This is a genomic window from Bradyrhizobium sp. (assembly GCF_050014615.1).
In the GTDB taxonomy this organism is placed as follows: Bacteria; Pseudomonadota; Alphaproteobacteria; order Rhizobiales; family Xanthobacteraceae; genus Bradyrhizobium.
The window spans coordinates 1-12009 of the sequence record NZ_JBEKCZ010000161.1 but is presented as its reverse complement, the minus strand read 5'-3'; the positions used below and the strand labels follow the sequence as shown (position 1 = coordinate 12009).

Here is a 12009-nt window from a genome sequence, read left to right as displayed (position 1 = left end):
ACCCCTTACGACAACGTGCGCGCGCAGCACCGCCTCGTTACCGAACAGTTCGGCATCACGCATATCCGGCTGGTGACGGGATGGTCGATGGGCGCGCTGCAGACCTTCCACTGGGGCGCGCTTTATCCTGACATGATGGACCTGATCGCGCCGTTTTGTGGTTCGGCGAAATGTTCACGGCATAACTTTGTGTTCCTGGAGGGTGTCAAGGCGGCGCTCACCGCCGACGCGGCCTGGAAGGAAGGCTGGTATACCGACAAGCCGGCCCGCGGCCTGCGCGCCGCGGCCCGCGTCTATGCGGGCTGGGGATTCTCCCAGGACTTCTACCGGGCGAAGCTCGATATCGAGGCGCTCGGCTATTCGTCGCTGGAGGATTTTCTGGTCGCGTTCTGGGAAGGGTTTTTCCTGCCCAAGGACGCCAACAATCTCTTGACCATGCTGTGGACCTGGCAGAACGGCGACATCAGCGACAATGATATCTACAAGGGCGATTTCAAAGCCGCCCTCGGCGCCATCAAGGCCAAGGCCTATGTCATGCCCGGCCAGACCGATCTCTATTTTCCGGTCGCCGACAGTGAGAATGAAGTCTCCAATATGCCGAACGCCAGGCTGGTACCGGTGCCCTCGATATGGGGACATTTTGCCGGTGGTCCGGGCACCAACCCGAAAGACGTCGACTTCATCGACGCGAAGCTGAAGGAGCTGCTGGCGTCGTAGAAAATCGCCGGTGCCTGATCCGCCGAAGCGAGACCCACCTAATTCAATGCAAGAAGGCCGCGCGGTGACGCGCGGCCCTTCAGCTATCTCAGACTTTGGTTCAATTTTTTCCCTGAGAATCTAGTTCGCCCGGTTGTCCAACTCCGGCACGCCGCTTTGGCGATCGGCATAGGCGGCCTGGAAGGCAGGACGACGCTGCCAGCGTTGCCAGAATGCATCCAAATGCTCGAAGCGCTCGTCGAGCGGGGTTGCGTTGACCGGAAACTTGGAAAAGGCGATGGCGGTGGCCATCGTAATGTCCGAGAAGGTCGGCGCGTCCCCGCCGAGGATCCAGTCGCGTCCGTCCGCCAGATGTTGGTTGACCAGGCTCGCGTGCGCCAGCGCTTCCTTGCGGGAATGTTCGCCCCAGGCGTGGTTGGTCGTCAGTTCGAGCTTCGGTCCGAGCCCTTGATGCAGGACATGGAAGGCCGTGACGATGCGGTAGAGGATATGCACCCAGATGCGGTTGTCCCACATGTTATCCAGACCCTGTTCCAATGGGGTCGCGCCCATGATCTTCCGCCCGGGCATGGACTGGTCGAGATAGCGGGCGATGGCGGCCGTCTCGGAGATAAAGCTGCCGTTCGCGATCTTGAGGGTGGGAGTTTCGCCCCAGGGGTTCATCTTCAGGTGCCGCCACTGCCGCTGCTCGCCGACGGGCGCCATGTCGTAGACGTGCTCGTTGAACTGATCCGCAATGCCCTTTTCGTGCATGAAAATGCGCAGGCGCTGCGGGTTCGGGAAAGCCGAGGGCGAGGTGAATAGTTCGAGTTTGGTCGTCATGGCGGTGGTTCCCTGAGGTTGGAGCGGATCGTCCCGCCCGTTAATCTACCTGTCGTCAGGTAGGTAATAACGCTCAATTAGACCTTCCCTTTCGAGATGTCAACGCCTATCTATCGTCAGGTAAGTAGATGGAGATGACGATGGTTGCGGACTCGAACACCAAGGAGCGGATCATGGAGGCGGCACGGCTCACCGTGCAGGACCTTGGCTACAGTGGCCTCAGTTTCCGCGAGCTGGCGAAGGACGTCGGGATCAAGAGCGCCAGCATTCACTATTATTTTGCGACCAAGGGAGAACTGGGCGCAGCGCTGGCCAATCGCTACACGGCCCACTACGCCGAATATTTTGACGGACTGCTGGCGCAGGGGCTCGATCCCCAAACGTGCATGGCGCGCTACACTGACGTGTTCGCTGACACGTTGCGCAACGAAAACCGCATGTGCCTTGCCGGAATCTTGTCGGCCGAGCGCAACGAACTTCCGGAAGATGTGCGAACCGAGGTCGTCAAGTGGGGTGAGATGAACGAACGTTGGATCGCGCGGGTGTTGGCAATGCTCAAATCTGGGAAGCCCGAGGAGATCCGGCGTCGTGCGCGTGCCATCTTCGCGGCAGTCTCGGGCGCACAGTTGGTCGCCCACAGCCGTGGCGACGTCTCCGTCTATGAAGAGATCGTCGCGACCTATCGAGCGAACGGTCTCATTCCCTGAACCTGCCTTCGCCAGCTGGTCTACCGCCGCGCCAGCCGGAAATAGAGTTCGGACAGCCGCGCCGGCAGGTCCTCGACGCGCGGCACCAGCATGGTATTGCCGCGACCGAAAATACGCACCGCGGAATTCATCGCGCCTGATCCCAGCACCACGCCGAAGCCGTCGATGCCGCGTGCCCGCAATCCGACCGCGGCGCGTCGCGCGTCCTCGACCAGATCAAGAGGATCAGCGACATCGATATCGGATGGTTCGCCGTCGGTCAGGACGATGACGAGCTTGCGAAAACTCCTGGCGTGACTGATCAGCTCGCCGGCGTGGCGCAATGCGGTGCCGAGCCGCGTCGACAGCCCCGATGACAAAGCGGCGAGCCGCCCGACGCAGGCCCGGTCATACGGCTCGTCGAAACTCTTGACGGTCGTCATCTCGACATCGTCGCGGCCATCGGAGGCAAAGGCGAGCAGACAGAAGGGATCGCCGAGCGCGCTCGTGGCTTCGGCCAGCACCGCGACCGCGAGCCGTTCGACATCGAGAATCGACGCGCCGGAGCTGAGCCGGTCGCGCGTCGATTCGGAGATGTCGAGCAGCAACAACACCGCGAGGTCACGATGTCTGGAGGTGGTGGTGCGAAACACCCTGGGATCGGGCTCCATGCGCATGCGCAGCGCGATACCCGCATCGAGCATGGCATCGACGTCGAGGTCATGGCCGTCGAGCTGGCGCTTCAAGCGAATGGCGCGGCCGACCTTCACGCCACGAACCAGCTGGCGGATACGATTGCGCAACACGTCGGCGCGCTCGAGCGCGTCCTCGACCAGGCGCGGATCGCCGGGTCTGGCGAGAACCTCGCGCACCGTGGTCCAGTCCGGGCGCTCGACGCCGTGGGCGCGATCCCATTCCGGATATTTCGCGATCACGACGCCGCGCTGGTCCGGCGCGACCGGCCGCGCATGGCCGATTTGGCTCTCGTCCTCGGTTTGATCTTGACGCAGCGAATTCGGATCGGGGTCGTCGCGCGCTTCGAGGCGCGCGGCCTCGACGGTGAGATCGAGGGTTTCGCCGGATGAAGCCGCGTTGTCGCCGAAGTCCCACAGGCCCAGACCATCATCGCGATAGACGGGTTCGACGACATAGGTCTTGGCGTTGAACTGCACGCGCATCTGGCCGAGGTCGTTGCCCAGCAACATGCCGATCTCGCGGCTGATCGCGGGGTCTTCGAGGCGCAGCAGCCTGGCCTCGAACATCGCGCGCCCCTTGGCGACAAAACCGTCATCGTCGTGGTAGCTCGCATCGAACAGGACCCGCGACAGGCGGGTAAGCATAGTCGGGGCGGTGGCGACGCCGGCCGGGATGGCGACGTGGTAGGGCGACCACAATTTCCGCAGTCCCGGCAGCGCGCGCATCGCCAGCGTCTCGACGCGCGCGTCCTCGATCAGGGTGACCAGCGCGGTCTGCAGCGGCTTCAATTGGCCGACCGGAAATCGCGGTCCGCCGAAAATCAGATGCGCCTGCGCATGCGCCGCCGCCGCTTTGTACAAGGCATAGGCGGCGTCGCCCTGCACGCCGCGATAGATGTCGGGCAAACGTATCAGCGGCCCTGCGATTCCCGAACGGCGTTGCGGCGCCTGGCCGCTGCCGGCCGCAAAACTGCGCAGCAGCGGCGGCCGGCCCCACAAAGCGGTCACGAAGGCCTTGGTCTGGCGTTCGGTTTCGGCAAATCCGATGCCGTCAGCGGCGCGCTCCACCAGCCGCCGCGCCAGCTCATCCTGCAGCGTGAAGAAGGAAAGCCGCTTGCGCCTGTCGCCGGCTGACATTTTCAAACCGGCGGCAACGAAACTCTCGAAGGCATGGATGTTGCCTGCGGACAAAATCTCGCCCATCCGCGACGCCGTAGCTTCGACCGATTCCGGCGCGCGCTGCGAAAGATCGTCCATGGTGCGCCACCATCGCGCCAGCGCCGGACCCGCGCCTAGCATGCGGTGCGCGATCGTGGCCGAAATGATCGTGGCGGCGGTGGCCTTTGCGCCGGCATGGCGGCAGATATTGGCGGCGGTGTGGGCCGCCGCCATCAGCGGCGCGATGCCGTGTTCGGTCGGCTGGTTGCGGCTGAGCTCCCAGAACGCGATCAAACATGACGGCCCGGCATTGACGTCGGCCAGCGCCAATACGTTTGTTGCCCAGCCCTCGAGTTCACCGGTCTCGAAACGCGCGGCGAGATTATCCCAGGTGGAGCGAAACAGCGGCCGCAGCGCCTCGCGCTGGCGCATCAAGAGATGAAGGCGGCGCACTGAGCCTGCCGGTTGCGCCGGCACCAGCCGCAGCGACGCTGGTCTGGCGGGACTCACGGGATGCAGGCCTCGATGGCGGCGCTGAGCGCCTGGCGGATATCGGGATTATCAGTGATCGGCAGCACGATGCTGGAGCGGACCGCGGCGGCAAGCGGCAGGCCGGCGCGCACCAGCCGTCCGGCGTGGATCAGCATCCGGGTCGAGGCGCCTTCGTCGAGGCCATGGCCCTGAAGATTGCGCGACCGCTCGGCGATGGCGACGAGGGTGCCGGCGAGAGCGACGTCGGTGCCGGCCTCGCGCGCCACGATCGCGGCCTCAATGGCCGCCGGCGGGTAGGAAAAGTCGATCGCGAGGAAACGCTGCTTGGTCGATTCCTTGAGATCCTTGACCGCACTCTGATAGCCGGGGTTGTAGGAGATGGTGAGCTGAAAATCGCCATGGGCCGGCACGATCTCGTTGTGTTTTTCCAGCGGCAGGATCCGCCGCGCATCGGTCAGCGGATGGATTACCACCGTGGTGTCCTGCCGTGCCTCGACGATTTCGTCGAGATAGCAGATCGCGCCGTATCTGACCGCCATGGTCAGCGGGCCGTCGTGCCAGACGGTGCCGTCCGGCTCCAGCAGATAGCGGCCGGCCAAATCGGAAGCGGTCATGTCTTCATGCGCGGCGACGGTCACCAGCGGCTTCTTCAGGCGCCAGGCCATGTGCTCGACAAACCGGGTTTTGCCGCACCCGGTCGGCCCCTTCAGCATCACCGGCAGGCGCTCGGAGAAGGCGGCCTCAAACACCGCGATTTCATCGCCGACCGGCTGATAGAACGGCTCCGAGGCAATTCGGTAGGCATCGAGATTCACGTGCATCTCCACGGGTGATGCGTGGGGAGGCCGACCGTCGATGTGATGAAGATCTCCGCCCCTGCGCAATGGGTTCGGCAAGCATCGCCTATGGACGCGCCACAGCCCTGGAGCGCGTGATCAGGCGTTTGAAAACGCCTCGATCGTCATTAGACCGCCAATCGCGGCTTTGCACAAGGGAGCAGGGGAGGGCAGCAAGGGCCCGGCCGCGACCCCTCGCAACGCCGCCGGCACCGCCTTGATCGTCAGCGCGACAGCGCGACCTGTTCCGGCTCGACCATCGCCGGTGCGTGGGTCGGCGTGGAGGGGGCGTCGTCGTCCTCGCTTAGGAATTTATCGAGAATGGCCTGAATCGAGGTTTTGACTTCGTTCGAGCCGCGGTCGCTCAACTCATTGTGCTGATAGGCGGTCCTGATCACGGTGATACCGGCCTTCTTACAGATTTCGTCGTCAGGCACGACGCCGGGATCGGCCTTGAACACGGGGTCCTTGGAACGGAACGACAGGATCTTGAACTTGCCGTCGGTCATGAAGGGGACGCGCAGATTATCCAGCGTCACCACCTTCTTGATCATGTCAGGATATCGCTTGGCGAAATACATCGAGATGTCGCCGCCATTGGAATGGCCCACCATGGTCAGGTGACGGTAGTCCGAATTCGGCTGCAGCTTCTTCAATTCGTCGATCGCGAACATGATGTTGGCGATGCCGCGATTATACTGCATGCCGCGGCCGACATATTGCTCGCCGACTTTTGTCACCATCGGCTCATCGGTATCGAGGTCATGCTGGATGCTCACGACCATGTAGCCGCGGGCCGCAAACACGTTTGCCAGAAATGAGTATTCGGTGAACTTGACGGTGTTGCCATGGCTGAGGATCACCACCGGCAGGGTGACCATCTCGGCGGTCGCTTCCCATTCCTTGTCGCGTCGAACGGCGATATCCACCGCGACCGGACGGTCGGTGCGCTGCGGATCAAAGAAGGTCAGCGTGGTGTGATGGATCGCCCATTTGCTCGCGGTGAAATAGCCTGATGTGACCAACGCGCCAAGCGACAGCAGAATGGCAATTCCGCGTTTCATGTTCGGTCTCTGTTGGTGTGAAAACTTCAGCGTCCATTTTCGCTGTTTTTTGTCACAGCGGCGTGACATCGGCACAGGGCGTGGGACAGGATGCCGGACAAGATGTTGTGAAATGTTGTGAACCGGGCGCCGGCTCCCGGGTGCGGTGCACGCATAATATGCAAATCCCAGAAATAATTCTGGCCGTTGGTGCTTTTATCAGCGCGCCCAGCGCAACTGCGAAGCAGACCACGCCTATGCGTCCCGCAGCGCGGGACGGCAATCTGCGGGGGGCTTGCTTGGCAGCGGGCGATTTTGCGGGATATGGTAGGTGGGTACGGGGGACGAACCAACACTGGTTTCGTCATTGGAGGGAGTGATCAATGGATCGCGTCAGCAAGTATTGGCCGGAAACGCTCAGCATTCTGCGCATCGTCATCGGGCTATTGTTTCTGGAACACGGCACTTCAAAACTGTTCGGATTTCCTCAATCGCCGATGGGGATGCCGGCGATGGGGACGTTGTTCTGGTTTCAGGGCGTGATCGAACTGGTCGGAGGCGTGCTGTTCGCGATTGGCCTGTTCACCCGGCCGGTCGCGTTCATCCTGGCCGGCGACATGGCGGCCGCCTATTTCATCGCCCACGCGCCGAAAGCCCTCTTCCCGATGCTCAACGGCGGCGACGCCGCGATTCTCTTTTGCTTCATCTTCCTGATCTACTTCGTGGCAGGACCGGGACGCTGGGCGATCGGCGCGGAGAAGTAAGAACCGGCAAGCGGCTCAAGGCCAGCGGTGCTGCGCGAAAGCGCGCCCGCTGGCCTTTTGCTTTTCAGATGGAATGCAACTGCATCTGCTCGAGCACCGCGCGTCCGAGCAGGCCGTAAGGGCTCGCGAACGTCTCCATCATTTCGAAGTGGTTGTAATTTTCGTTGATGAAAAACTGCACCGGCTTGTTGGCCGCCTGCAGCGCGGCGGCGAAATCGCGGGTCTGGCGCTTGAATTCCGGCGTCTCGTAGCTGCCATGCGCGAGCACCAAGGGCGTATCGATCCGCGCCAGATGCCGCTGGGGGCTGAGGCTTTCCTCCATCTCGTCGGTAAATTTCACGTATTTCGAACGCGCCGAAAGCCGCACCGGCTTGAGGTCGTAGATGCCGCTTGAAAGCACCGCGCCCTTGATGGCATTGGCGGGCAGATCGAAATCTTTGCGCCAATCCGTCAGCAGCGCGACGCTGGCGAGATGCGAGCCCGAGGAAAAGCCGGATAGATAGACGCGCTCCGCGTCGCCGCCAAAGGCCGGCGCATGGCGCAGGGTCCAGGCGATGGCGCGCCTGACCTGTTCGACCATCGGCATCAGGTCGCCGTTGGCCTGGTCGACGGAAATGAAGTCCGGCAGCACGTAATGCGCGCCGGCATTCATCAGCATCTCGGCCGCGAAGGCGTATTCGGCGGCGGGACGCTGGTGCCAGGCGCCGCCGTGAATGTGAATATGGATCGGCGCATTCGGCCGCCGGGTGGCATAGACCTCGAGTTGCTCCATGAAGGTCGGGCCGTAAGTGAAGCGTTGGGGTTCGCCGAGACGCGCCCGCATCGCATTGCTGTTTGAGGCGTAGCGATTGACGACCTGCAGAAAGTTCGGCGCGTATTTGGTCTGGTCATAGGCGTCGTCGAGTTGTTGTTGGGTCAGGTCGAGCCAGACCGCGGGCGCCTTTTCTGAAACCGTGCCCGGTGCCGGCTGTGCCAGCGCCGCGCCGGCGCCTGTGGCGGCGAGGCCCGCCGATATCCCCGCAAGGAGGGTCCGGCGATCCACCTTCACGCCTTCGCTGCCCGGTTCAGTCATCTGATGCGCTCCGGGATCAGACCGCGAGCCGCGGCAAGAGCTTCAGCGCGTTGCCGCGTTCGATATCCATCAGCTGAGCGTCGGTGAACACGCCGGCGGTTCTCAGGCCCTTCACATGGTCGATGCTGGTGCGATACGGAAAATCGGTGCCGAACACGATCTGCGAGGTCGGGATCACCGCCGTCAGCGCCGACATCGCGGCCTTGTTGGCGGTTTGCGCGGTGTCGTAATAGAAGCGCGTCAGTTCGGCCAGCGTGCCGTCCGGCACTGTTGGTTTCGCCTTCGGCTCCAGCATGGGGTGACGGATCAGGCGCTCGATCAGGAACGGCATGGTGCCGCCGGCATGCGAGAAGATCCAGCGGATGTCGCGGAATTTCTGGGCGTTGCCGGAAAAGATGATGTCGGCGATGGTGCGGGTGGTATCGGTGCCCCATTCGATCATCCCCGGCGGCTCGGTCCGCACCAGGTTGACGCAGCAATCGGCCGTGGCCGGATGGGTATAGACCACGACCTTGCGCCGGTTGAGTTCTTCCATGACCGGCAGGAAGGCGGGGTCGCCAAGCCATTTGTCGTGATAGTTCGTCAAAAGGCCGATGCCGTCGAGCTTGAGCGTGTCGAGCGCGTAGGCGATTTCCTTCAGGCTGCCGTCGACGTCGGTCAGCGGCAGCATCGCGAAACCTCCGAAGCGGCCGGGATGATCGGCGATCAGTTTGGCGTTGTATTCGTTGCATTCGCGCGCCAGCTTGCGCGCGGCCTCGCCGGAGGTGAAATTGACGCCGGGCTGCGTCACCGAGAGCATCGCGACCGCGACGCCGGCCGCGTCCATATCCGCCAGCGATTTTTCAGGCGTCCAGCCGCGCATCAGACCTTCGCCGAAATTGCTGGCGACCGAGGCCGCGATATAGCTCGGCGGCGACAGATGATGGTGAACGTCGATGCGGTAGGGTTTGGCTTCGGCGCTTTGGGCGGCCGCGCATTGCGGATCGCCGATCCCGGCCGCCGCGAGCGCCGCGGCGCCCGCCACGCCCTGCATGAAACGCCGCCGGCTCAGCGCCGCGCCGGACAGCGAAAGCGTGTTGCCGCAGCCGCAGGCGCAGCCTCGCAACGACAAGGGCCGTTCAATCTTGTATTTTTCCGTCACGTGTTTTTGCGTCATGTGCTTTTCCATCACATTACTATTCCCTGGTGGTATTTTCTGTCGGTCTTCGCGGACTTGTTGGCTTGATCGGCCCGATACCTGTCATAGTCTAGCGATATGTAGATGTCGCCGACAATAGCTTGCCGATGTCAGGATCATGAAAATCGGGAATATGCCGGCGTGACAGGGGTTTTCAACACCGATACCGCCGCGCGGTCCGGCTTCAGGATGGATGAGGAATACACGAGATGATCACGTCTTTGCGAATGGTTTTAGCTTTGCTCAGCATGTTCGCCGTCGCGGGCATGACGCGAGCCGCGGCACAAACGCCGTCGCCCGCGGGCGCCAAGGTGTACATCATCAATTTGAAGGACGGCGCCGAGGTGACCAGCCCGTTCCTGGTGCAGTTCGGATTGTCCGGCATGGGGATTGCGCCGGCCGGCGTCGAAAAGCCGAACACCGGGCATCACCATCTGCTGATCGACACCAGGCTGACGGCCGAGCAGATGAAGGAAGCCATTCCCGCCGACGACACCCACAAGCATTTTGGCGGCGGCCAGACCGAAGCCATGGTGACGCTGCCGAAGGGTACGCACACGCTGCAACTCGTGCTCGCCGACTGGACCCACATCCCGCATGTGCCGCCTGTGATGTCGGAGCCGATCACGATCACGGTGCGCTAGGGCGGGATGTTTTTACATTGAATCGGTCTGTCAGCTGGTTCACTTACCTCTCCCATGGGGAGAGGTCGAATCGCTGAGCGATTCGGGTGAGGGGTTAGGGTTCATCGATAGACCGTACCCCCTCACCCCGCCCTCTCCCCATGGGAGAGGGAGCACACTTCCGTTGCTGTTGCAGATCAATCTAATCTCGTCACGCTCTAGCGATCAAACGAGATTGAGCGGCAAGCCGTCCGCATGATGGTTGCATATTGCGTTGCGATGCTGCCGCCGCGTGCACGAGGCAGGAGGGTTCCCCTCTTTCACGGGATCAAATCGAAAGGACTTTCCGTCACAACCCTGCTATGCTTCTCGCGCTAATTGGCTTCACACAGGAGTGGAGTTCATGGACAAGCTCATCGAAATCCGCCGGCAGGAATTCCTTTGCCGTGAGCGCGCGTTGCGTGATTCCGAACGCCGGGTTTTCTGGCTCGCCGAAGCCGAAGAGTGGGAACAGCGCGCGCTGGACGAGATCGCGTATCATTTTCGCGAGTGCAATCTCGAGATCACCGCCGCTGCTGCCTGAAACAACGGTTTCCTGAAACCCGGTTGCCCGAACCACCATCCGCCGCGCGCAGCTCAGTCAGCTGTTGTCATGAAGCTTTGCGTATTGTCATGAAGCCTTGTTGTCATGAAGCCTTGTTGTCATGAAGCCTTGCGGCACTGAATTGCGTGTCAGTGCACCCTGCGCGAGGTGCGCGCCCGCCAACACTCCCCCACCGCCGATGGCGCCATCCGTCCCTCGCTGGCGTCATTGCGGACGTGCTGGCGGGCGCGTTGGGCTAATGTCGCCGTTCCGGCTTGGTCACGGTCTGCCTGACTTCGGCGCCGCAGTCCGAGCACTCATAGATGAAGTCGATCTTCGCCATGCTCCAATGCGGCTCTACGTCTCTCACAAACATCGGAAGCAATCCGATGCAGCCGGGGCAGACAATCGCTGACGTCTCGATTTCGTGATGCTGGATGTAGGCTGGCATGTCGGCTCTCCCTCACAGCGCAAGCCCGGTAAACCTCAACCCCCAAAACCTTAGACCCAGAGCCAGCCTAACCGCGTGTAAGACAAGCGCGTCATCAACTCTTTCGAACGGATAAGGAACAGCCGTACTATCTTCGTGCCTGTGACATTCCTGTAACATGGCCGGTACGGCCGGTATGTGAGCCGGCACGTGGCCGGGCGGACTCCGTTCACGACGGAACCCGCCGGCGTGCTATAGGCGGCGGGCCAGAGCCTGATCGGTTCTGAATTGAATCAGAACCGAGGCTCTAATCTTTTGTTTTGACGCGTTTTCTTCACGCGAACCGGTATCCACTTCGCTCGAAAACGCTCTAATACCAAGAACAATAACCATCACGCGGAAGGAACAGGGATGGCACTCGTGCAGCAGGGCGTCCCGGGCGATCTCGAAAACTCTGGGGTGTCCGCTTCCGATGCCGTGCTGCAGAGCGCGGTTCGCAAAGCCGCCCTTCGCTTTGTGCCGCTGCTGACGATCTCCTACCTCTTCAACTATCTCGATCGCACCAGTCTTGGCTTTGCGGCCCTGACCATGAATCAGCAATTGGGGCTGACCGCCGGACAATTTGGTCTCGCCGCCGGCGTTTTCTTTCTCGGCTATTCGCTGTTTGAAGTCCCCAGCAATCTGATGCTCTACCGATTCGGCGCGCGGCGCTGGCTCGCCCGCATCATGATCAGCTGGGGCCTGGTGTCGGCGGCGACCGCGTTTGTGGTCGGACCCAACAGTTTTTATGCGCTGCGGCTGTTGCTCGGGATCGCGGAAGCCGGCTTCTTTCCGGGCGTGACGTTCTTTCTCGCCGCCTGGTTTCCGACCCAGTACCGCACGCGGATGCTGGCCTGGTTCCTGGTCGGGAT

13 protein-coding genes are annotated in these 12009 nt (G+C 62.1%); 6 read left to right on the top strand and 7 right to left on the bottom strand.

The annotated features are described in order from the left end of the window. On the top strand, window positions 1-717 hold a 717-nt coding region (locus ABR948_RS22310; protein ID WP_428122147.1), incomplete at its 5' end, for an alpha/beta hydrolase family protein. 120 nt (window positions 718-837) lie between these two features. On the opposite strand, the gene ABR948_RS22305 is transcribed toward ABR948_RS22310, so the two are convergent. Next, complete coding sequence (locus tag ABR948_RS22305; RefSeq protein ID WP_428122145.1) at window positions 838-1539, bottom strand: glutathione S-transferase family protein; 702 nt, start codon at window positions 1537-1539, stop codon at window positions 838-840. A gap of 128 nt (window positions 1540-1667) precedes the next feature. Between ABR948_RS22305 and ABR948_RS22300 the strand changes: the two genes are divergently transcribed. Beyond that, complete coding sequence (locus ABR948_RS22300; RefSeq protein WP_428122143.1) at window positions 1668-2246, top strand: TetR/AcrR family transcriptional regulator; 579 nt, start codon at window positions 1668-1670, stop codon at window positions 2244-2246. A 20-nt stretch (window positions 2247-2266) separates the two neighbouring features. Here the strand turns inward: ABR948_RS22300 and ABR948_RS22295 are convergent, their stop codons facing one another. From ABR948_RS22295 to ABR948_RS22285, 3 genes are all read right to left on the bottom strand, one after another. Further along, the gene (locus ABR948_RS22295; protein WP_428122141.1) at window positions 2267-4588 is read right to left on the bottom strand and encodes a nitric oxide reductase activation protein NorD; all 2322 of its coding nucleotides are present in this window, start codon (window positions 4586-4588) and stop codon (window positions 2267-2269) included. Next, window positions 4585-5391 (bottom strand): CbbQ/NirQ/NorQ/GpvN family protein, encoded by an 807-nt coding sequence (locus tag ABR948_RS22290; RefSeq protein WP_428122149.1) that lies wholly within the window; start codon window positions 5389-5391, stop codon window positions 4585-4587. The genes ABR948_RS22295 and ABR948_RS22290 overlap by 4 nt, the downstream gene beginning before the upstream one ends. Before the next feature lie 239 nt (window positions 5392-5630). After that, a complete protein-coding gene (locus tag ABR948_RS22285; protein ID WP_428122138.1) occupies window positions 5631-6470 on the bottom strand; it encodes an alpha/beta fold hydrolase in 840 nt (279 codons plus the stop codon). A 362-nt stretch (window positions 6471-6832) separates the two neighbouring features. On the opposite strand from ABR948_RS22285, the gene ABR948_RS22280 reads away from it, so the two are divergent. Further along, window positions 6833-7213, top strand: coding sequence for a DoxX family protein (locus ABR948_RS22280; protein ID WP_428122135.1), 381 nt, complete (start codon window positions 6833-6835; stop codon window positions 7211-7213). A gap of 64 nt (window positions 7214-7277) precedes the next feature. Here the strand turns inward: ABR948_RS22280 and ABR948_RS22275 are convergent, their stop codons facing one another. Together ABR948_RS22275 and ABR948_RS22270 are read right to left on the bottom strand one after the other, a co-directional pair. After that, window positions 7278-8285: an alpha/beta hydrolase gene (locus tag ABR948_RS22275; protein ID WP_428122133.1), complete on the bottom strand. Its 1008-nt coding sequence runs from the start codon at window positions 8283-8285 to the stop codon at window positions 7278-7280. A gap of 16 nt (window positions 8286-8301) precedes the next feature. After that, window positions 8302-9441 carry an amidohydrolase family protein gene (locus tag ABR948_RS22270; protein ID WP_428122130.1) on the bottom strand — a complete coding sequence of 380 codons (1140 nt, stop codon included), beginning with the start codon at window positions 9439-9441 and terminating at the stop codon, window positions 8302-8304. A gap of 230 nt (window positions 9442-9671) precedes the next feature. On the opposite strand from ABR948_RS22270, the gene ABR948_RS22265 reads away from it, so the two are divergent. Together ABR948_RS22265 and ABR948_RS22260 are read left to right on the top strand one after the other, a co-directional pair. Then, complete coding sequence (locus tag ABR948_RS22265) at window positions 9672-10106, top strand: DUF4399 domain-containing protein (RefSeq protein ID WP_428122127.1); 435 nt, start codon at window positions 9672-9674, stop codon at window positions 10104-10106. Between the two features lie 382 nt (window positions 10107-10488). Further along, window positions 10489-10668: a hypothetical protein gene (locus ABR948_RS22260; protein ID WP_428122125.1), complete on the top strand. Its 180-nt coding sequence runs from the start codon at window positions 10489-10491 to the stop codon at window positions 10666-10668. Between the two features lie 256 nt (window positions 10669-10924). On the opposite strand, the gene ABR948_RS22255 is transcribed toward ABR948_RS22260, so the two are convergent. Continuing rightward, on the bottom strand, window positions 10925-11119 hold the full coding sequence (locus ABR948_RS22255; RefSeq protein WP_428122123.1) for a hypothetical protein: 195 nt from the start codon (window positions 11117-11119) through the stop codon (window positions 10925-10927). A 390-nt stretch (window positions 11120-11509) separates the two neighbouring features. Here ABR948_RS22255 and ABR948_RS22250 point away from each other — a divergent pair. Further along, a partial coding sequence (locus tag ABR948_RS22250; RefSeq protein WP_428122120.1) for an MFS transporter occupies window positions 11510-12009 on the top strand: 500 nt, incomplete at its 3' end.